Below are 21830 nucleotides of genomic sequence, written 5' to 3' on the forward strand. Positions count from 1 at the left end.
CAGCCATGGACTCCGTCGAGCCCTCGTCCACCACCACCGCCACAGCCGGCACTGCCGTCACCGACGCCGTCACCAACGCCGTCGGCACCGCCGACAGCACCCGCGTCTCCGGCGCCGCCGTGAGCGATCCGCCCTCCGCGCCGGAGCCCGGCACCGACCGCTGGTACCTCTCGGCCGCGCCGATCGTCCGGGCCCTCGTGCACCTCTGCGTGCCGATGGCCGCCGCGCTCATCGTCGGCGCGCTGTACAACGTCGTCAACGCCGGGTTCATCGGCTCGCAGCGCGACACTGCGATGCTCGCCGCCGTCACGTTCGGCACCCCGCTGCTCGGCCTCGTCATGGCCGTCGGCGGAGTCTTCGGCGTGGGCGGCGGAGCGCTGATCTCGCGGCTGCTCGGAGCCTCCGAGACGGACCCGTTGAAGGCGCGCGAGATCAAGCACGTGTCGGCGTTCGCGCTCTGGGGCGCGGTCGGGACGGGAGCGGTGCTGGGAGCCGTGGGGCTCCTCCTGCTGCCCCAGCTCGTCGCCGTGCTCGGCGCCGACGAGGCCGCCCGAGCCGAGACGACGAGCTACGTCGCCGTGATGCTCGCCTTCGTGCCGGTGCTCGCGGCCGCGTTCTGCCTTGAGCAGATCGTCCGGGCCGGGGGAGCGGCCCGCCAGACGATGATCGGCCTGATCATCTCGACGGTGGCCAACGTGCTGCTGGACGTCGTGTTCATCCTGGTGCTGCACTGGGGCGTGGCCGGCGCCGCGCTCGGGACGGGGCTCGCGAACGCGGTCGCCGTCGCGTGGTTCGCGGTGTGGCTGAGCCGGCACGGCGAGCACGTCAGCCTGGCTCCGCGCTGGGTCACGCTGGCGCGCCGCGTCACCGGGCCGGTGTTCTCAGTGGGGGCGAGCGAGCTGCTGCAGGCGTCGTTCCTCATCGTGACGTCGCTGGTGCTCAACCGCCTGGCCGCCGCCTACGGGGACGGGGCGCTCGCCGCCATGGGCGTCGCGGTGCGCATCGCCCAGGTGCCCGAGTTCCTCGTGATGGGGATCACCCTCGGCGTGCTGCCGCTGCTCGCGTACTCGTTCGGCAAGGGCGACGGGGCTCGTCTGCGGGCTGCGCTCCGCACCTCCGTCGTGGCGGTCGCGCTGGTGATCGGCCTGTTCGCCGGTGTCGTGTTCGTGTTCCGCGAAGCCGTGTTCGGCGCGTTCTCGGCCGACCCGTCGGTGCTGGCGATCGGCGTGACGATCCTCACGGCGCAGCTCGTCGCCGCGGTCGCGAACGGGTTCACGGGGCTGCTGACGTCGCTGTTCCAGGCGACCGGGCGCGCCGTGCCAGCGATCGTGCTGTCGATGGGGCAGGGAGTGCTGTTCATCCCGATCGTGCTCGTCGGCAACGCGGTGTTCGGGCTGGCCGGGATCGTCTGGTCGCTGACGGTGAGCGAGGTGCTCGTGCTCGTCTTGGGCGTGGGGATGTGGCTCGCAGTGCGCGGGTCGATCGCGCGCGGGGTGGCGGCGAACCGCGTTCCGTTCACAGAACCGCGAAGCAACGCGGTTCTTTGATCGGAACCCGGTTCGTCGCGCCGGCTGCGCCGCTCTCGGGGGCGCGCCTGGCTGCGCAACGGCGTGGCACCCCGTAGTGGACCATGCACCCCGCCGTGTCGGGGTGCATGGTCCACTCGGGGGTGCATCGGAGGCGCGGGCTGGGTGCGGAGGAGGTGCGGGCCGGGTGCGGAGAAGGCGCGGGCCGGGCGGCGCAGGAGGCGCGGGTCAGCTGCCGACGCGCGGCAGCATCTCGACGGCGGCCGGGTCGACGACGTGCCCGGCGGCGGTGACGAACGCGACGCGCACGGGCTCGCCGGAGTCGGCGGCGGTGAACGCGCGGGCGGCTCCGTCGGGGTGGGGGTCGTGCTCGTCGCCCCAGGCGGCCAGCGCGGCGAGCACGGGCGCGAGGTCGCGGCCGGCGTCGGTGAGGAGGTACTCGACGCGTTCGCGGGCTCCGTCCTCGCGGTAGGTCGAGGGCTGCAGCACCCCGGCGGCGACGAGCGACTCGAGCCGGGCCGTCAGCACGTCGGGCGACAGGCCGAGCCGCGCGCGGAACTGCGAGAACCGCGTGTGGCCGAGCAAGGCCTCGCGCACGACGAGCAGCGCCCAGCGCTCGCCGAGCACGTCGAGGCTGCGGGCGATGCCGCAGCGCGGGTCGAGGGGAGTGCGAGCTGCCATGCGGCCACCCTACCTCGATAGGCTTTTCGTATCCAGGGTGCTAGCGTCGCGCTCATGCCCCACGCTCAGCGCCTCGCGTTCTGGACCTGCGCCTCCGTCCTCGCCCTCGCCCTGTGGACGAGCGGCGCCGCGACGCCGGTCTACCCGCTCTACGCGACCGACTGGCAGCTCACGCCGTTCGTCACGACCGCGATCTTCGCCGTCTACCCGCTCGTGCTCGTCGTCGTGCTGCTCGTCTTCGGCAGCTTGAGCGACACCATCGGACGCCGGGCGAGCATCCTGCTCGGAGTCACCGCCTCCATCGTGGGGGTGCTGCTCTTCGCGCTGGCGCCGAACGTCGGCTGGGTGCTGGTCGGACGGGCGTTCATGGGCCTCGGCGTCGGACTCTCGCTCAGCCCGGCCACCGCCGCCATGATCGACATCGCCGGGCCGGTCAACTCCGCCCGCACCGGAGCCATCAGCACCGCCTCCACCGCCGTGGGCCTCGTCTTCGCGACCCTGCTCGGCGGCGCGCTCGTCCAGTACGCGCCGGAGCCGCTGCACCTCACCTACTGGGTGCTGCTCGTCGTCGAGCTCGGGGTGCTCGCGCTCGTGTGGCGCCTGCCCCGCGACCGGGACGCACAGGCCGGGCGGTGGCGGCCACGGGGGCTGAGCGTGCCGCGGGGGCTCCTCGGGGCGGTGGGCGCCGCAGCCGTCTGCGTCAGCGCCTCCTACGCCCTGGGTGCGGTGGTGCTGTCGCTCGGTGCGGAGATCGGGACGACGCTGATCGGCAGCTCGAACGCGTTCGTGACCGGCGCGATCATCGCGTTGTCGATGGTCGTCATCGCGGTCGTGGCGCTCGCGTCGCGGCGGGTGCCCGTCGTGATCGCGGTCGTCGTGGCGGCGGTCGCGACGGCGGCGAGCTTCACCGCGCTGGTGCTGGCCGCGGCACAGCAGTCGCTCGCGTTGTTCCTGGTGTTCTGCGTGCTGTCGGGGGTCGGCTACAGCTTGTTCTTCGCGTCGGGGCTGGGGATCGTGTCGCGGTTCGCTCCCGAGCACCACCGTGCCGGGACGCTGTCGGCCGTGTACCTCGTCGCGTACCTGGTGCAGGGGGCGACGGCGCTGTGGCTGGGCGCGCAGGCGACCCGTGAGGGGCTCGAGAGCGCGGTCGACGTCGGGGCTCCGGCGATCGTGGGGCTGGCGCTCGCCGCGATGGTGGCGGTGGTGGTCGTGATGGGCGGGCGGCGCCGGCGCGAGCGGGCCGCCGCGTAGGCGCGCGCGGGCTGCGTAGGCGAACGCGCGAGTCGTGCTGGCAGCGCAGGAGGTGCGGTCCGGGCAGCCCATTGCCACCGTGCCGTGTGCGCCGTTCCGGACAAGATGCCGCGCTCTGCGGCGTCACCTTGTCCGGAACGGCGCAGTGCAGTGCCGGAGGCGCGGGCCGGGCACGCAGGACGGGTGCCGCTGGCACCGAACCGCGTTCCGTTCAGAGAACCTCGTTGCAAGGTGGTTGTCTGAACGGAACGCGATTCTTCGGTGCAGGAGGCGCGGGCCGGGCTAGCGCCAGCGGCGGAGGAGCACGCGCTGGGCGGCGTTGAGGACGAAGTCGGTCAGCGTCCCGAGCAGCGCGAGCAGGATGATCGCGAGGAACATGCGGTCGACGCGTCCGTTGTACTGCGAGTCGGTGAGCAGGAAGCCGAGTCCCATCGACGACGCGATCAGCTCGGCCGCGACCAGGAACAGCCACGCCTGGGCGAGTGCGAGGCGCAGCCCGGAGACGAGCGACGGGATCACCGCCGGCAGCTGCACCGTCGTGAAGAGCGAGACGGGGCCGAGTCCGTACACGCGGCCCGCCTCGACCAGCTGGGGGTCGACGTGGCGGAGGCTGCCCGCCACGGTCGTGAAGACGGGGAACGCGGCGCCGATCGCGATGAGGGTGATCTTCGAGTCCTCGCCGATGCCGAGGTAGAGGATCAGCAACGGCACCCACGCCAGCGACGGCACGGCCCGCACCGCGGCGATCGACGGGGCGAGCAGGGCCTCGCCGACCCGCGAGAGGCCGACGACGGCTCCGAGCACGATGCCGATGCCGGCCCCGATCGCGAAGCCGATCAGCACGCGCTGCACGGAGATCGCGACGTACTGCCCGAGCAGTCCCGCCTGCGCCAGCTGCACGCCGGCCAGCCAGACGTCCGACGGCGAGGGGAGGTTGTAGCTCGGCACGTCGACGACCTCGGTCGCGAGCACCCACGCGAGCAGGACGGCCGCGGGCAGGATCGCCCCGAGCAGTGCCAGACCGCGACGCGGACCGCGGGAGGTGGGGGTCGAGCCGACCCGCACCTCCTGCGGTCCGCTGCTCGCGCTGGCACCGCTGCCGCTGCGGCCGCCCCCACGACCGTCACGACCGCTGCTGCGGCCGCCCGCACCGTGGCCGTCGCGACCGCGGCGCTCGGCCGCCTCGCGGCTGCGCTCGACGACCTGGCGGGCGTCCGCCTCCTTCTCGTTGCCGCTCAGCGGGTACGCGTCGGTCACGAGGCGTCGGCGTCCTTGGCGAAGGTGTCGTCGAAGAGGGTGTCGAGGGCGTCGTCGACGGCGTCCTGCGAGGCGACGTCGCCGGACTCGACGAGGATCGGCCCGACGGTCTCGAGCACGTCGGCCTGCGCGGCTCCGGGGACGGGGTCGACGTCGAAGTGGGTGCGGTCGAGCACGGTGCTGGCGACGGCCGGGTCGATGCCTGCCACTCCGGAGAGGATCGTGGCGGTCTCGTCGGGGTTCTCCTCGGCCCAGGCGCGGGCCTTCTCGTACGAGTCGACGACGACCTGGGCGACGTCGGGCGACTCGGTCAGGAACGACTCCGTCGCGTTGAGGAACCCGTAGGTGTTGAAGTCGACGTTGCGGTAGAGCAGCTTGGTGCCCGACTCGGCCTCGCTGGCGGCCATGATCGGGTCGAGCCCGGACCAGGCGTCGACGCTGCCGTTCTCGAGGGCGGCGCGGCCGTCGGCGTGCTGCAGGTTCTCGATGGTGACGTCGCTCGCGCTGAGGCCGGCCTCGTCGAGCGCCTGCAGCAGGAAGAAGTAGGGGTCGGTGCCCTTGGTCGCCGCGATCGTCTTGCCCTTGAGGTCCTCGACGTCGGCGATGTCGCTGTCGCCGGGGACGACGAGCGCCGACCACTCGGGCTGCGAGTAGATGTCGATCGTGTGGATGGGGGAGCCGTTCGAGCGGGCGAGCAGCGCGGCCGAGCCGGCGGTGGAGCCGACGTCGACGGCTCCGGCACGCAGCAGCTCGTTGGCCTTGTTGGAGCCGGCCGACTGGGTCCAGGTGACCGCGACGTCGTCGCCGAGGGCGTCCTCGATGAAGCCCTGGTCCTTGACGATCAGGCTGAGCGGGTTGTAAGTCGCGAAGTCGATGTTGAGTGTGTCGGTGCTCCACTCGCCGCTGGACGCGCTCGCGTCGCCGCCCGCGGCCTCGGCGGGCTCGCCCTGGGCGTCCTCGCCGGCGACGCAGCCGGTGAGCGCGAGGGCCGCGGCTGCGCCCAGGGCGAGAGCGGCGAAGGAGGTGCGGCTGCGGCGGGCGGGGGAGGTGCGGGTCGTGGTGGTGGTGATGCTGCGGCCGGTCGTCGTGCCGGTGGTGTCGGTCGTGTCGGTGTCGTGCGTCATGGTGTCGTCTCCGGTGCTGTGTCGGGGATGGCGTGGTGCTCGAGGTGTGCGGTGCGGGGGAGGTGCGTCTGCTGTGGCTGTTCCGTCACGGGACGGATCAGGCTGTGGCGTGTCCGCTGTGGCTGATCCGTCACGGGACGGATCAGGCCCTGGCGCGGCCGGTGAGGCTGGCGTGGCCGGTGGCGCTGGCGTGGCCCGCGGGGACGCGGTGGACGCCGAGGCCCTCGAGCAGCTCCTGGCGGAGGACGGCGAGCTCGGGGGCGTCGCGGTCTCGACGGCGGGCTCCGGGGACCGTGACGATGCGCTGGATGCTGGTGGCGCCTCCTGCGGTGTCGGTGTGCGTCGGGTCGGCGCTCGCCGAGTCGGGCTCGTGGGCAGGCTGCTGGCTGAGGTCGGCGAGCAGGACGATGCGGTCGGCGAGGTAGAGGGCCTCGTCCACGTCGTGGGTGACGAGGACGACCGTGGTGGGGAGGGCGTCGTGGACGTCGAGGAGCAGGTCCTGCATGCGGAGGCGGGTGAGGGCGTCGAGGGCGCCGAACGGCTCGTCGAGGAGGAGGACTGCGGGCTGGCGGGCGAGGGCCCGGGCGAGGCTGGCGCGCTGGGCCATGCCGCCGCTGACCTCGCGGGGGCGGCGGGCTCCGGCGGGCCCGAGGCGGACGAGGTCGAGCAACTCGGTGAGGCGGGCGTCGCGCTCGAGCTTCCTGAGCTTGGGGGAGCTGCTGCCCTTTCTCGGCTTCGGGAGGCCGAGGGCGACGTTGTCGCGGAGGGTGCGCCAAGGGAGCAGGCGCGGCTCCTGGAAGGCGACGGCGCAACGCTGGTCGGCATGGCGGGCGGGGTGGTCGCCGATCCGGACGGCTCCAGTGTCGGGCTGGTCGAGTCCGCCGAGCTGGCGGAGCAGCGTCGACTTGCCGCACCCGCTCGGCCCGAGCACGGCGACGATCTCGCCCGCGGCCACGTCGAGATCCACCCCGTGCAGCACCGGCCGGTCGAACCGTCGGCCCACTCCGCGCAGGGTCAACGGCAGAGCGCGGGAGGCGGTCGTCGAGGAGGCGGGCATGTCCCGACGGTATGGCGGGGTGGCAGCTGCTGTCGCGCGAGCTGTAACCCGGCGCAATAGTGGTGGGTCAGGCCGATCGGCATTCGTCAGTCGTTTTCCCTCATCTACGTGTACTTCCGACGTCCCGAGATCGGCTATGCTGTTCGAGTTGCCTCGGTCGGGGCAACACCAAGAAGTTGGTTGCTCAGCAACCAAGTTCTCGGGCTGTGGCGCAGCTTGGTAGCGCACTTGACTGGGGGTCAAGGGGTCGCAGGTTCAAATCCTGTCAGCCCGACCATTGCTTCATTGGTCACGTCCGAGTGGCCGGTTCTATGGTTCTGTAGCGGCTAGCTTCGGACTGTGAACTTCGCCAGATCCTGAGCGACGCATGAGTTTTGCGGGGGCGTTCAGGCGTCGTTGGCAGGCAGCGCTGCAATCCCAAGCCGGCTGCACATACCATCACTGAGATGACTTCAGAAGTTACGCCGAATGATGTCGCTCGAGAGCTGCGGGTAAGCGCGAAGCGCGTCCGCGCCATTCTTCGCCGTCTCTATGGAATCCTTCCTCCCCATGAGAGGCGTTGGGTCCTGAATGGTGACCAAGTGTCCGCTGTACGGGCTGAGCTCGATCGGAAGTAGCCACGGTCGCGGGCTAAATTCGTTCGGGGTTTTCGCTATTTTGTCGATGGCGCCGAGATCGCGATTGGTCCAGGCAATACCCCGTCTTAGGTAGCGCCGCACTCGCGGAGCCGATGCAGGTCCTGCTCTGGGCACGAGCACGCATGAATGACGATCCCCGGTGTTGAGGTTACTAGTGCCCAATTGGGGCGGGTGTTGTGCTCCACCGTCATTTCACTGGATGGGCGGCCCCAGTGCGAGGCAGACACGCGAGAGTGCCCAATTCTGTAGCTAGAGTGAGTTAGTAGGCATTCGGGGGATAGGCGCTACGCGCAGGTAACCCGCTGACCCGCCTCGTTCTACCCGAGAAGGAACGCGCACTTGCCCGATAGCTTCACTACGCTTCCCGACCTCGCAGTTGCGCCGGGATCCATCGTCCTCGTGCGCGACGCGACGTGGATGGTCACCAGCACCGAGGCCACCACATCGGGAACGCTCGTGCGCGCGCAGGGTCTCTCCGAGCTTGTTCGTGACACCACGGCCAGCTTCTACAGCGGCATCGACCGCATCGAGCCGCTCGACCCAGCCGAGGCCGAGGTCGTCGCCGACACCTCGTCGGGGTACCGCACCGCGAAGCTCTGGCTCGAGGCCACGCTTCGCAAGTCGCCGGTGCCGCTGAACACCCCCGAGCTCACTGTCTCGACCCAGATGCTCGCCGACCCGCTCGATTATCAACGGTCGGCCGTGCGCAAGGCTCTCGACCCGGAGAACCTGCGCCCCCGGATCCTTATCGCCGACGCCGTGGGGTTGGGCAAGACGCTCGAGATCGGCATGATCCTCTCCGAGCTCGTGCGGCGGGGCCGCGGCGAGCGCATCCTCATCGTCACGCCTCGACACGTGCTCGAGCAGATGCAGCACGAGATGTGGACCCGCTTCGCGCTACCGTTCGTACGCCTCGACTCCGTCGGCATCCAGCGCGTGCGCCAGAAGCTCCCCGCCACCCGCAACCCGTTCAGTCTCTACAAGCGCGCCATCATCTCGATCGACACACTCAAGCAGCCGAAGTACCGTGCCCACCTCGAGAAGCACAAGTGGGATGCCGTGGTGATCGATGAGTCGCACAACATCACCGGCGCCACGCTCAACAACCAGCTCGCTCGTACGCTCGCGCGCAACACCGAGGCCCTGCTGCTCGCCTCGGCGACACCGCACAACGGCCGCAAAGAATCGTTTGCCGAGCTCATCCGCCTGCTCGAGCCCACGGCGGTCGGGCCGAACGACGAGATCATCGAGTCTGAGGTGAGCAAGCTCATCATCCGCCGTCACCGTCACAGCGAGGAGGTGGCCCGCGAAGTCGGCTCCGACTGGGCACTTCGGATGCCTCCGCAGAACTTCCTTGTGAGCGCATCGGCGACTGAGAACGCCATCGCCGACGAGCTCTCCAGCGTCTGGCTTCACGGGGGAAAATCGCCCTACTCGGGCGACAACGCCTCCCTCTTCCCATGGACGCTCGCAAAGGCCTTCCTGTCGTCCCCCGCCGCTCTCGACGAGACCATCCGGGAACGCATGCGGAAGGTCGCGGCGAAGTCGACGACGCAAGAGACGGCCGAGCACGACGCACTCGAGCGACTCGCAGCACTCACGACAGGTGCGCTCGCCGGCACCTCCGCCAAGTACGACAAGCTCATCGATTACCTGCGCAGGATCGGAGTGGGCAAGGGCAAGCCCGAGCGTGCGGTCGTCTTCTCCGAGCGTGTGCCCACGCTCCACTGGCTCCGCGACAAGTTGAAGAAAGATCTTGGCCTCAAGGACGACGAGATCAAGATCCTGCACGGTCAGCTCAGCGACGTCGAGCAGCAGGCCGTGGTCGAGAGCTTCAAGCAGTCGTCGTCGCCGATCCGTGTGCTCATCACTGGCGATGTGGCCTCCGAGGGCGTCAACCTGCACTCGCAGTGCCACGAACTGATCCACTTCGATATCCCGTGGAGCCTCATCCGTATCGAGCAGCGCAACGGCCGCATCGACCGCTACGGTCAGACGCACCGCCCGCAGATCACTACGCTCCTGCTCGACCCGGAGAACGACGAGTTCTCCGGCGACGTGAGGGTGCTGAGCCGCCTCATTCAGCGCGAGACCGAGGCACACAAGACTCTCGGTGACGTTGCCTCGCTGATGGGTAAGTACGACGCCGGGGAAGAGGAAAAGGCTATCCGCAGCGCTCTGGCCAAGGGGATGAGCCCCGAAGACGTCGTGCCCGACTTCGACGACATGGTCGCTGAGCTCGACCCGGTCGCCGAGCTGCTGCGCAACATGGCATCGGGTGGCGCAGCCGCTACTACTTCCGCCGTCGAGGTTGCCGTGTTCGGCACCGGTCTCTATGCAACCGACGCCGATTACCTGCGCGAGCTCGTTTCCGAGATCTTCATCGAGCCGTCAGAGTCGATCAAGAACAACGGCGTCGGATGGCAGGACCTCACGTCGCACGGCATCGTCGCTGTTACCCCGACGCGCGATCTGAGCCAGCGGCTAGAGGTGCTGCCTCAGTCCTACCTCACCGATCGCAAGGTCACCGAGACGTTCAAGATGGTCGTCACCGCGCAGCAGGGGAGCAAGCTGCTGCAGGATGCCCGCGACAACAAGGCCAGCACCTCGCTTTGGCCCGAGGCGCACTACCTCGGACCGATCCACCCGGTGCTCGAGTGGGGCAGCGACCGGGCGATGGCCAAGCTCGGCCGCAACGAGATCTTCGCCGTGCGCGGCGACGTCGACTCGCCGACCGTACTGCTGCTCGCCACTCTGACGAACCGTCGCGGGCAGGTCGTCGCGGCATCGCACATCACCGTGGAGTTCCCCGACCCGAGCTCGACCACCGGATTCGCATCTCCGCACGAGACCGCTCGCGAGGCGCTCACCCAGCTCGGGCTCTCGAGCACCAAGCTCGTGAACCCCGGAGCGGTCGACGTCACCGATCTGCAGCCCCTCGTGCGCGCGAGCGTCGGGTTGGCATCTGGCTACGCCCGCTCTCATATGGACGCGGCGACCGACGAGATCAACGCGCGCATCGGGCGCTGGTCGAGCCGCCTCGAGCAGTGGACCGACGAGGCCGATGTGCTCGCGCAGCGGAGTGAACTCAAGATGAGGCGTGTCTCGGTGAACGAGGAGCGGGAGATCACGGAGCAGATGAAGCCTGATCAGCAGCTGGTGCGCCCGCTTCTCATCGTGGTCCCGAACGACACCCAGGTCAGTGAGGAGAACTAGCCATGGCCCACGAATCGATCGTCGTCGGCGAGGGCTGGCTCAGCGAGCACTTCTTCACAACCGATGCGAAGTCGCAGTCGTTCTCGGCGCGCGTGCTTCAGCGCCGCAAGGAGTGGGACGAGCTCGACGCCGACGAGGTCCCGTCGCCGCGAGCACGATTCACGAAACTGCGTGGTTCGCTCGCCGCCGACCTCGCGACACTCGCACCGGGGGCAGGCGACGATACGATCGTCGAGCGCACCTACGAACCGCTGCGTAAGGCACTCGGCTTTCTCGACGGCGGCCTGCATCTCGAACGCGTTGGCTCGCTGCTGAGAGTGTCCCTGCCGGGTCTCATCGACTCGTCACCTCTCGCGCTTATCGACGCCCGCCCGCAGGAGACCCTCGAGGATCTGCTGGTCAAGGATGCACCGACGCTGCTCTCCCCCGTCGCGCTCGACGACGACGCGCACGAGATCACCTCGGTCGCCCGTCTGCTTTCCGCCCTCTTCGTCGAGACCGGCGCGCCGACCTTCGCCCTGGTCTTCGCCGGGCGCTGGATGCTGCTCGCCGAACGTGAGCGGTGGGCCGAGGGCCGCTACCTCGCCGTCGACGTCCAGCTCGTCGCCGACCGCAACGACACGAAGCGTGGCGGCGAAATCGATCGTGCCCTCGCGTGCCTGTCGGCCGACTCGCTCGCTCCCGACGCCGAAGGCGACATCTGGTGGACGGGCGTGCTCGAGGAGTCGATCAAGCACACGGTCGGTGTCTCGCGGGACCTGCGAGAGGGCGTGCGGCTCTCGATCGAAATCATCGCGAACGATGTCGTCGCCCGGCGGAGAAGAACAGGGCTCCACGCACTCCCCTCCTCGGAGGCGCAAGTTCTCGCCAAGCAGTCGCTGCGATTCCTCTACCGCATCCTTTTCCTCCTCTATGCCGAGGCCTCGCCCGAGCTCAAGGTGCTGCCGATCGGCGCGGCCGAGTACGAGGAGGGCTACAGCCTCGACCGGCTCCGCGAGCTCACGCTCGTCACCCTGGCAACCGAGGCGGGCGAGTACGCCACCCACCTCTACTCGTCGCTCCGGACGCTGTTTGACCTGGTCGACCAAGGCCACGCCCCCACCACTGACGACGACCGGCGCGACGGGCTGACCTTCCAGAGCCTTCGCGCCGATCTCTTCCTGCCGAGCGCCACGGCATACATCGACGAGGTGGGGCTGAGCGACGCCGAGCTGCAGAAAGTGCTCGCGCACCTTCTGCTGAGCAAGGAGCAGAAGGGCCGCGATCGCGGCTTCATCAGCTACTCCGATCTGGGTATCAACCAGCTCGGCGCGGTGTACGAGGGGCTCATGTCGTACACCGGCTACTTTGCTGAGACCGATCTCTACGAGGTGGCCCGCGACGGCGACGCCTCGAAGGGCTCGTGGATCGTGCCCGTCGAGCGCTCGGAGGGAATCGCGGAGAAGGACTTCGTTGAGACCACGAACCCGGTGACCGGTGAGGCCCAAGCGGTACTCCACCCAGCGGGAACCTTCGTCTACCGCCTCGCCGGCCGCGAGCGCCAGCAGTCGGCGTCGTATTACACGCCCGAGGTGCTGACTCGCTTCGTCGTGTCACAGGCGCTCGAGGAGCTACTCGACCAGGGCGGCCACACGACGACCGCCGACGAGATCCTCGGCCTCACCGTGTGCGAGCCGGCCCTGGGCTCTGGAGCGTTCGCCATCGAAGCGGTGCGTCAACTCGCCGAGCAGTACCTGCGTCGCCGCCAGGTCGAGCTCGACGAGAAGATCGACCCGGATGATTACCCTCGCGAGCTTCAGAAGGTGAAGGCCTCGATCGCCCTTCACCAGGTCTACGGGGTTGATCTCAACTCGACCGCCGTGGAGCTCGCCGAGATCTCGCTCTGGCTCGACACCATGTCGGAAGACCTCCAAGCACCGTGGTTCGGCCTCCACCTCCGTCGCGGCAACTCCCTGATCGGCGCCCGGCGCTCCGTCTACAGCCGCGACCAGGTGAACTCGAAGGCGTGGCAGAGGGCCGTTCCTCGCGATGTCACCCTGGCAGAGCTCAGGTCGAACCTCGAGTCGGGTGCCCTCGCCGGTCAGACGGCGGGCGCCGTGCATCACTTCCTGCTCCCCGCCGAGGGCTGGGGCGGTGCGGTCGACGCTAAGGAGGGGAAGGAGCTGGCACCGGATGCCCTCACGGAACTGAAGACGTGGCGCAAGCAGATCCTCATGAAGCCGACGAAGTTGCAGCTCGACAAGCTAGTCAATCTCGCTTACCGTGTCGAAACACTGTGGCAGTTCGCCCTGCGCCGATTGGAGATCGCCGAGCACGAGATCCGCCGCGCGATTCCCCTGTGGGGCGCGATAGATGCTGCAGATGAGGCGATCCCGCACGTCACCCGTGAGCAGATCGAGCAGAAGCTCGCCGACGCGAATGGCGCATATCAGCGACTGCACCGGGTGATGGACGCCTGGTGCGCCATGTGGTTCTGGCCGCTCACACCGACCCTCACAGACGGTGTGACGCCGCCGACATTCGAGGAATGGATCGGCGGGCTCACGGCTATCCTCGGAACCCACTTCGAGACGAGCAAGCGCGCAGCCCTGCAGGGGCAGACAACCCTGGGGCTCCCGTCAGGCTGGTCAGAGCTCGGCGATGCCGAGGATGTGGAGTTCGGATACGCCGGAGCACTGTCGATCTCGGACGCGATGTCGGCGCACCCCTGGCTCGCCGTGAGCGAGCGCATCGCTCAGCATCAGGGTTTCTTCCACTGGGAGCTCGACTTCGCGACGGTGTTCGCGCGAGGCGGGTTCGACCTGCAGGTCGGAAACCCACCCTGGGTGCGTCCCCGATCGGACGTCGATGCTCTGCTGGCGGAGGGCGACCCGTGGTGGCAGCTTGCGGTCAAGCCGACCCAGGCCCAGGTCGCGACCAAGCGCGCCGAAACTCTCGCTCTCCCCGGGATGCCGGATCTGCTCGTCGACGGCACTTCGGATGTCGCCGCGCTCGCGGCGTTCGTCGGCAACGCCGTCAACTACCCGCACCTCGCGGGTCTGCAGCCCGATCTGTACCGCTGTTTCATGGACCTGACCTGGCGCAACGGGAGTGGTCGGGGAACGGTCGGACTGATCCACCCCGAGACGCACTTCACCGACGAGAAGGCCGGACCCCTGCGAGCGGCCACCTACCCCCGGCTTCGACGCCACTGGCAGTTCGTGAACGAGCTATCGCTGTTCGAGATCCACAATCTTGTTTCGTACGGCGTCCATGTCTACGGAAGCGAGCAACCCGCGCCTAGCTTCGACATGGCGACGTCGCTGTACCACCCGGACACCGTTGCACGCTCCCTTGTGCACGACGGCTCCGGTGAAGAACCCGGGCTAAAGGACCACGACGGCAAGTGGGACCTCCGTCCGCACCGCAACCGCATTACGACCGTGACGGATGAGACGCTCGCCACATGGCACGCCGTTCTCGAGGACGTGGCGACGCCCATCCGCCAGTCACGGATGGTTTACGCCGTGAACCGTGCGACGGCCGGGGTGCTCGCAAAGCTCGCGAAGAGCAAGCGGATCGGCGACCTCAGCCTTCAGTTCTCTGCTGGGTGGCACGAAAAGAACGACCGCACCAAAGGCTATTTCGACGTCGAGTGGGGACCAGTGAGTTCGTGGGGTGAGGTGATCCTGCAAGGGCCGCACCTCTTCGTCGGCAACCCGTTCTACAAGTCGCCGAACGAGTCGATGTTGAACAATAAGGACTGGTCGCCCGTCGATCTCGAGACACTCGCACCCGACGCGCTCCCGACGACGTCGTACAAGCCCGCAGTAGAACGGTCCAAGTACGACGCGGCGTACACACACTGGGGCCGGGAAAAAACCCCCGCCCGCAACCGCTATCGAGTCGCCTGGCGGAACATGGCTGCGAACACCGGCGAGCGCACGCTCATCCCTGCGATCATTCCGCCTGGCGCGTCTCACATTCACGGCGTGACCTCACTTGGAACAGCGACCAACGTCAAGAGCCTTGTCATCGCGGGCTCAAGTATGCAATCCCTAATACTCGATTTCATGGTGCGGGTCGCACCCAAGTCGACTATCTCGCCTTCTACTGTGGCGCGCTTGCCACTACCAAATGGTGTGCACACGGAAAGACTCGCACTCCGCGGCCTGCGGCTGTCGTCGTTGACAGCAGGTTGGCGTCAGCTCTGGGAGGACGTATTTGACGAGGAGTTTCATCGGGATGCCTGGGCAGGAGGCCTTGATTATCCTGGGCGGCCCAACATCAGTGACGTTCTTGCATCATGGACCGATACGACGCCGCTGCGTCGGGCGTCGGACCGTCGACAGGCGCAGATCGAGATCGACGCGCTGGTGGCACTCATGTTGGGTGTGACTGCCGATGAGCTATGCACAATCTACCGCACGCAATTTGCCGTCCTCCATGGCTACGACCGGTCAATCACCATGTTCGATGCAAACGGCCGCTCCGTCCCGGGCGCGATGGTCATGCTATGGCGCGACCGCCGCGATACTTTAAGTGTCGAAGAACGCACGGTGTCCCGTGGCGGAGTTGATGTCGTGCTCGAGCACCCTTTCATCACCATGGATCGGGAGGAGGACATGCGGGCCGCCTACACACATTTCCAGAAAATGGAGAAGGACGTCTAATGAGCGCACTTCTACCCACCCTTCAAGCCGCCGAGGTGCGCGAAGGCCTTGTCGATTTCCTTACGACCACGTTCGCGCTTTCCGACAACGAGGCACAGTCGGCGCTGGACCGGTTCCTCCGCGACCCACACGACGGCATCTTCAAGGGGCCGTACGTGCGCCTGCGCCTGCCGTTCCGCGAGGCCGCCGAAGGGTGGGCGCGCCTGATCGACGGATTCACTCTTCCCTTCCCGCCTTACGGGCACCAAGCCGCTGCGATCGAGAGGCTGAGTAGCGGCAACCTCAGCGCGTCGAAGCCGCGACCTCTGCCTACCCTCGTCACCACGGGAACTGGGTCGGGAAAGACCGAGGCGTTCCTCTACCCGATCCTCGATCACGTGCTGCGCGCAAAGCGCGACGGCGTCACCGGGATCAAGGCGCTCGTGCTCTATCCGATGAACGCCCTGGCGAACGACCAGGCGCGTCGCCTCGCCGATCTCATCACGACGATGGAGAGCCTGGGTGGGGTCCGCGCCGCGATGTACACCGGACAGGACGGTCCAACCCGCAGCCGGGTCACCCATGACGGGTTGATCACCGACCGTGACACTATGCGCGCCGAGGCCCCCGACATCCTTCTCACGAACTACAAGATGCTCGATCAACTGCTGCTGCGGCCGGCCGACCAGACGCTCTGGAAGCAGAGCGCGACGAGCCTTAGATACCTCGTGCTCGACGAGTTCCATAGTTACGACGGAGCACAGGGCACTGACGTGGCGATGCTTCTTCGTCGCCTCGGCATCGCCCTCAAGCGGCACTGGCCCGAAAAGGGTCGCATAGAGCTCGGCATCGACGAAGCGGCTACCTCCCGCCCGCTCGGTCTAATCACCCCCGTCGCGACATCGGCGACTCTGGGCGACAAGGGCGACCCGGCCGCGATGATCCAGTTCGCCCGCACCGTGTTCGGCGACGAGTTCGACGAACAGAGCGTGGTGACCGAGACCCGCAAGTCGTTCAACGAGTGGTCGGGCGACAGCGTCGAGCGGATGACCGCGCTCGGACTTATGCCGCGCTTGGTCGACTCCCTCGTGATGGCCGAGCTCGCGACATCGCTCGATGGGCTCGGCGACGACGCCCGGGTCGGCGCGGAGATCGCCCGCGCAGTCTGCAGCTCGCTGTACTTGACCGCCGACGGAGGCAGTGCCGACGGCACATTCGCCACGGGCGACGACGAGCTCATGCTGACGGCCGTGAAGGCGCACCCGATCGTGCGCAACCTCTGCGCCGCCGCATCCGATGCGACCTCGCTCACCCAGCTCGCGTCGACCGTCTTCACGGCGAGCCTGACCGCCGCCGAGTCAGCGACGGAACGTGACCGCGCTCGCGAATCGTTCCTCGTCAGTCTCGTTGCGGCGCTGAGTCACATCCGCACGAAGTCGGGACGCGAGGCGGCGTCGACGGATCTCCACCTCTGGATCCGCGCGCTCACGCGAGTCGACCGATCGGCGAGCCCCACCGTGGCGTACTCGTGGTCGGACGACGGCGACGTCTCGCTCTCAGCAGACGTCGATCCGTTCGCGAGCGAGGATCGCCCCGAATTCCCGGCGATCTACTGCCGTCATTGCGGACGCAGCGGGTGGGGCGTGCAGCTCGGACCGGTAGGGCTCGATCTAGATCTCGACGACGTCGACATCCGTCGCAAGCACCTTGAGAAGAACGGGCGGTTCCGCTCGCTGATCTTCGCTCCACGCGAGGCCGATCGCAGCGAACAGCTCGTCGCCGCCGGCAATGATCCGGTCGAGGGCCTCTTCTGGTTCAACGTGCGACAGCGTCGCCTCTCTATCGATGCGGGCGAACATGACGAGGCCGACATCGCCGGCGGCTGGGTGTTGCCGGTGCTCACCCTCGGCGGCGAGACCGCCGACGTGGACTCGGCCAACGACGTGTGCCCGAACTGCCAGAAGACCGATGGCATCCGCTTCCTTGGGAGCGCGATCGCCACGCTGCTGTCGGTGAGCATCACCACCATGTTCGGCGACCGCCACCTCGACAGCGGCGAGAAAAAGGCCCTTGTCTTCACCGACAGCGTGCAGGATGCGGCGCACCGCGCCGGCTTCGTGCAGAGCAGATCGCACGTGTTCAGCCTGCGCAACGCCATCCGCGAGTCGATCGGTGATCAGGCGCTGAGCCTGGACGACCTCGTCGAGGCACTGATGCGTGACGCCGGCGACGATCGATTCCGCCGGCATCGCCTACTCGCCCCCGAGATCGTCGACACCGAGAACTTCCGCAGGTTCTGGTCGAGCGAGACGGCCCGCACCGTGCCGGTGCACACGACGCGGCGGGTGCGCACGCGATTGAAGTTCGACGTCGCCATGGAGTTCGGGCTACAGTCCCGCGTCGGGCGCACCCTCGAGCTCACCGGGAGCGTCGCCGCCCAGGTGGATGCCGGCCCGGCCTCGCTCCTCGAGACGCTCGGACGCGCAGCGATCACTGGGTTCTCTACCCCCGTCGGTCTCGAGGACGACTTCGATGCTCGGATCGCCGCGGATGTGGTGGTGCGCTGGGTGCGAGGCGCCCTGGAGCGAATGCGCGAGCGCGGTGCCATCGAGCACGACTGGTTCCGCAAGTACATCGAGAGCGACGGCGATCGCTTCTCGGTGTGGGGCGGACGCCCGCGCGGGCAGGGGATGCCCGCGTTCCCCCGAGGCCGGGACGCCCCGGGATACCCGCGATTCGGGGCCGCCGTGCTCGTCGCGAAGGGCAGGAAGGAGACCGGCCTCGACTCCGGCTCCTCGGCGCAGAGCTGGTACGCGCGATGGACTGCGCGCAATCTCCGCGTCTCGCCGTCCGACGGCGCCAAGCTAGCTCGCCTCCTGTTCGCTGAGCTCGAAGGTGCGGAGATCGTCCACGCGCGAGCCGTCGGCGCGGGCGGTGCGCAGGCCTACTCGATCGACCCGTCGAAGATCGTCGTCGGGCCTATCGCGCTCGACGCCCTGATATCCGGCGCGCACACCCTGGTCTGCAACACCTGCCAGACCCCGGTGCCCGGAACAGCAGAGGTCGTCGCCCAGTTCCACCACGGCCCCTGCCTCGCCGCACGTTGCGTCGGGCGCCTCGAGACCTCGACGGGCGGGACGAACTATTACCGCTCCATGTACGACGACGGTGACATGCGCCGGGTGGTCGCCCGGGAGCACACAAGCCTGCTCGACGACAAGGTGCGCCTCGCCTACGAGAACGGGTTCAAGGAGTCGATCAACGAGCCGGACGCACCGAACGTGCTCGTGGCGACGCCCACCCTCGAGATGGGAATCGACATCGGCGATCTCTCCGCCGTGTTCCTCGCCGGGCTGCCCAGGTCTGTGGCGTCGTACCTCCAGCGCGTCGGTCGCGCGGGGCGCCTGACCGGGAACTCGATCACCCTTGCGTTCGTGCTCGGGCGTGGCGATCAGCTGCCTAAGCTCGGTGACCCCACCTCCGTGATCAACGGCCAAGTGCGTCCGCCCGCCACCTATCTTGATGCCGAGGAGATCCTGCAGCGGCAGTACACGGCATCGCTGATGGACCGGCTCTCCTCGGCGGGCAAGCTGCTCGACGTCGACGACGCGCGCAGCGTGCTCGCCTCGACCGACCCAGACTCGTTGCTAGCCCGGGTCATCGATGATGGCGAAGCACATGCATCCGATCGACTCGCCGCGTTCTTGACGACGTTCGACGGTCTGAGCCGATGGGCCACCGACTCGCTGCGTTCCTGGGCGACGCCGGGCGAAGACGCCTGGTCGAGCGGTCTCGCGGCGACGCTCACCATGGCCAGCTCGGTGTGGAACGCCGAGGTGGAGACGCTCACGATTCGCCGCAAAACGATCGCCGATTCGCTGGACGATCTGAAGGCGAAAGCGGCACATCCCGCTCACACCGACGAAGACGCGACGGCGCTCCGCGCGGCGAACGCCTCGTACAAGATGGTCATCCGCCAGCTGAAGGAACTTCGGTCGGAGCGGTGGGTCGGCGCGCTCGAACGTTTCGGGGTGCTGCCGAACTACACGCTCCTCGACGATTCGGTCCGACTCGACGTGGCCCTGAGCTGGCTCGACCCGGACACGCAGGAGTTCGAGCACGACGGCATCACGTACGAGCGCGGCGCGGGCATCGCCATCAACGAACTCGCGCCGGGAGCCCACTTCTACGCGCAGGGCGTGGAGATCGAGATCGATGCCGTCGATCTCGGCAATGAGGGCGCCGGGGTGCAGACCTGGGTGTTTTGCCCCGCCTGCGGGTTTGCCACCGACCTCGCGGGATCCAGCCAGGCCTCGGTCGCCTCGGCCTGCCCGCGTTGCGGCAGTAAGGCAATCGCCGACACGAACCAGCTCATCGACGTGGTGGAGCTCACACAGGTCTCGGCCGAGGTCCGTAGGGACGAGGCGACGATCGGCGACCGCTCGGACGAGCGCACCCGCGAGCGATTCACCGTTCAGGTCGCCGCCGACATCGATCCGGCGAAGGTGATCACCCAATGGTATGTAAAGAACTCCTACTTCGGCGTCAAGTTTCTCCGGGACATGACCATCCGATGGATCAACATCGGCAAGACGGTGGCGTCGGGCTCCCCTCTCATGCTGGCCGGCACCGAGTTCGCCGCCTCCTACTTCCGGGTCTGCGAGGCCTGCGGCAAGCTCGATCAGCGCGGCCACACCAACTCGGCGCGTGAGCACCGCGCGTGGTGTCGCCATCGCACCGCCAAGGTGGAACACAACCGGCACGTCGCACTCACGCGAACACTCGTGACCCAGGGGATCGTGCTGCGGCTGCCGCCGGCCACGACGATCGGCGACAGCCTCGCTATTCCGAGCATCTCGGCCGCGATCCAGCTCGGACTGAGCGAAGTGATCGGAGGCGACCCCGATCATCTTCGTCTGACCAACGTGGTCGACCCCGTACTCTCCGATGGAGGCGACAACGTCACGTCTCTCCTCATCCACGACTCTGTGCCGGGGGGAACGGGCTACCTGGCCGACCTCGCCGACAAGGACCGCATCCGCGAAGTGCTGATCAAGGCATACGAGCGCGTACTCACCTGCGAGTGCCGTGACGAGGGCCGCAACGCCTGCCACCGCTGCCTTCTCCCGTATGCCCCGGGCGGCGGCGTCGATCTCGTTTCTCGCGCGAGTGCCGAACGACATCTCCGTACCCTGATCGGGATCGATTCAGAGGGAACCTACTTGCCGTGGGACGTCACGGACACCGACGTGCCGGGCGGCGTGGGCGAGCCCCCGTTGGAAGGCTGGTTTCGCAAGGTCTTCATGGACCGCGCGAAGTCGATCGGCGCCACCGTTAAGGAGAAGCCTGGCGCCTGGGGCAACACCGTGCAGGTCACCATCCCGGGCACCAACATGGTATGGCAGCTTAAGCCTCAGATCTCGGTCGGCTTTACCAAGCCCGACTTTGTGCTCGAGCCCACATACGGTGGCGCGATGCCCATCGCGATCTACACCGACGGGCGCGCGTTCCATGCGTCGCTCGCCCACAACCGGATCGCCGACGACGCGGTGAAGCGCCGAGCCCTGCGCGACGAAGGGTACCTCGTCATGGCGCTGACCTGGGATGACGTGAAGCGGGCCGATGAGGGAACGCCCGAGCCGGCGTCGGTCTGGTTCGACAAGGCTCACGCAGGGCTCTTCGTGAGCGCCCTCGGGCTTTCCCCCAGCACGCTGGACCACATCGTCGCGAACCCGATCAGCCAGTTGATGGAATGGATGCAGGATCCGGGTGGAGCGCTAGCACGATGGCGCAAGGTCGCTGAGGCGCTGCCAACGCTTTTGACGTCGCCGAGGGGCAAGTGGGTGACCACGGATGCAGAGTCACTCGTGGAGGACGCTGTAGCCGTTCTCGACGGGGTCGAACTCGCCTCCAGCACGACGGGCACCTCCTGGGCGGTCGCGCTCGAGCACGTTGTGCTGTTGGCCACACGTGGCGCGTACGGCACTGATGCCGTGCTGCTGCTCGACGACCGCGGAACGGCCGTGGGAGGCACGACCCACGCTGATTCGTGGCGCACGTGGCTGCGGTTGAGCAACCTGCTCGGCGCGCACGACGCGCACCATGCACCGGTTATCGGTGCGAGATCTGAGTCCCTCACCGTCGGACCGGTCGACGTGACGCCGACCCCGGTCGTCGCGATCGAATGGAGCGAGCTGCTCGAGTTCGCCGACGGCGCTGAGCGCGACCTCTTGCTCGCCCTGTCGGAGCTGAAAGGCATGCCCGTGCCGGAGCAGGGCATCGAACTCGACAGCGGTTCGCCGATCGCGTTGGCGTGGCCCGCAGTGAAACTTGCCGTCGTGTTCGACGAGGACACGAATCACCTCGACGAGCTCGCCTCCGCGGGGTGGACCGTGATTCCGAGTGACGTCGTCGCCATCCAGACCGCCTTAGCCGAAAGCAGCAAGTAA

At 67.9% G+C, this 21830-nt stretch carries 9 protein-coding genes and 1 tRNA gene; 6 read left to right on the plus strand and 4 right to left on the minus strand.

Annotated elements, in window-relative coordinates; all coding sequences use genetic code 11:
- Positions 1 to 5: 5 nt before the first annotated feature.
- Positions 6 to 1547 (plus strand): MATE family efflux transporter, encoded by a 1542-nt coding sequence (locus IFT90_RS06130; RefSeq protein ID WP_192041482.1) that lies wholly within the window; start codon positions 6 to 8, stop codon positions 1545 to 1547.
- A 207-nt stretch (positions 1548 to 1754) separates the two neighbouring features.
- Here the strand turns inward: IFT90_RS06130 and IFT90_RS06135 are convergent, their stop codons facing one another.
- Positions 1755 to 2207 (minus strand): helix-turn-helix domain-containing protein, encoded by a 453-nt coding sequence (locus IFT90_RS06135; RefSeq protein WP_192041483.1) that lies wholly within the window; start codon positions 2205 to 2207, stop codon positions 1755 to 1757.
- 54 nt (positions 2208 to 2261) lie between these two features.
- Here IFT90_RS06135 and IFT90_RS06140 point away from each other — a divergent pair, with 54 nt between their 5' ends.
- Complete coding sequence (locus IFT90_RS06140) at positions 2262 to 3458, plus strand: MFS transporter (RefSeq protein ID WP_192041484.1); 1197 nt, start codon at positions 2262 to 2264, stop codon at positions 3456 to 3458.
- Positions 3459 to 3740: 282 nt separating this feature from the next.
- Here the strand turns inward: IFT90_RS06140 and IFT90_RS06145 are convergent, their stop codons facing one another.
- From IFT90_RS06145 to IFT90_RS06155, 3 genes are all read right to left on the minus strand, one after another.
- The gene (locus IFT90_RS06145; RefSeq protein WP_371812289.1) at positions 3741 to 4523 is read right to left on the minus strand and encodes an ABC transporter permease; all 783 of its coding nucleotides are present in this window, start codon (positions 4521 to 4523) and stop codon (positions 3741 to 3743) included.
- Between the two features lie 188 nt (positions 4524 to 4711).
- The gene (locus tag IFT90_RS06150; protein ID WP_192041485.1) at positions 4712 to 5839 is read right to left on the minus strand and encodes an aliphatic sulfonate ABC transporter substrate-binding protein; all 1128 of its coding nucleotides are present in this window, start codon (positions 5837 to 5839) and stop codon (positions 4712 to 4714) included.
- Between the two features lie 142 nt (positions 5840 to 5981).
- Complete coding sequence (locus IFT90_RS06155) at positions 5982 to 6896, minus strand: ABC transporter ATP-binding protein (protein ID WP_192041486.1); 915 nt, start codon at positions 6894 to 6896, stop codon at positions 5982 to 5984.
- Positions 6897 to 7096: 200 nt separating this feature from the next.
- On the opposite strand from IFT90_RS06155, the gene IFT90_RS06160 reads away from it, so the two are divergent.
- The 4 genes from IFT90_RS06160 to IFT90_RS06175 all read left to right on the plus strand — a co-directional run bounded on the left by IFT90_RS06160 (position 7097) and on the right by IFT90_RS06175 (position 21830).
- Positions 7097 to 7173 (plus strand) — tRNA-Pro (locus tag IFT90_RS06160).
- A 700-nt stretch (positions 7174 to 7873) separates the two neighbouring features.
- Positions 7874 to 10750, plus strand: coding sequence for a helicase-related protein (locus IFT90_RS06165; RefSeq protein ID WP_244644829.1), 2877 nt, complete (start codon positions 7874 to 7876; stop codon positions 10748 to 10750).
- A 2-nt stretch (positions 10751 to 10752) separates the two neighbouring features.
- Positions 10753 to 15402 (plus strand): DNA methyltransferase, encoded by a 4650-nt coding sequence (locus tag IFT90_RS06170; RefSeq protein WP_192041487.1) that lies wholly within the window; start codon positions 10753 to 10755, stop codon positions 15400 to 15402.
- Positions 15402 to 21830 (plus strand): DEAD/DEAH box helicase, encoded by a 6429-nt coding sequence (locus IFT90_RS06175; RefSeq protein ID WP_192041488.1) that lies wholly within the window; start codon positions 15402 to 15404, stop codon positions 21828 to 21830. Before IFT90_RS06170 ends, IFT90_RS06175 begins: the two co-directional genes overlap by 1 nt.

It is taken from the genome of Frigoribacterium sp. CFBP 8766 (assembly GCF_014841435.1).
Taxonomy (GTDB): Bacteria; Actinomycetota; Actinomycetes; order Actinomycetales; family Microbacteriaceae; genus Frigoribacterium.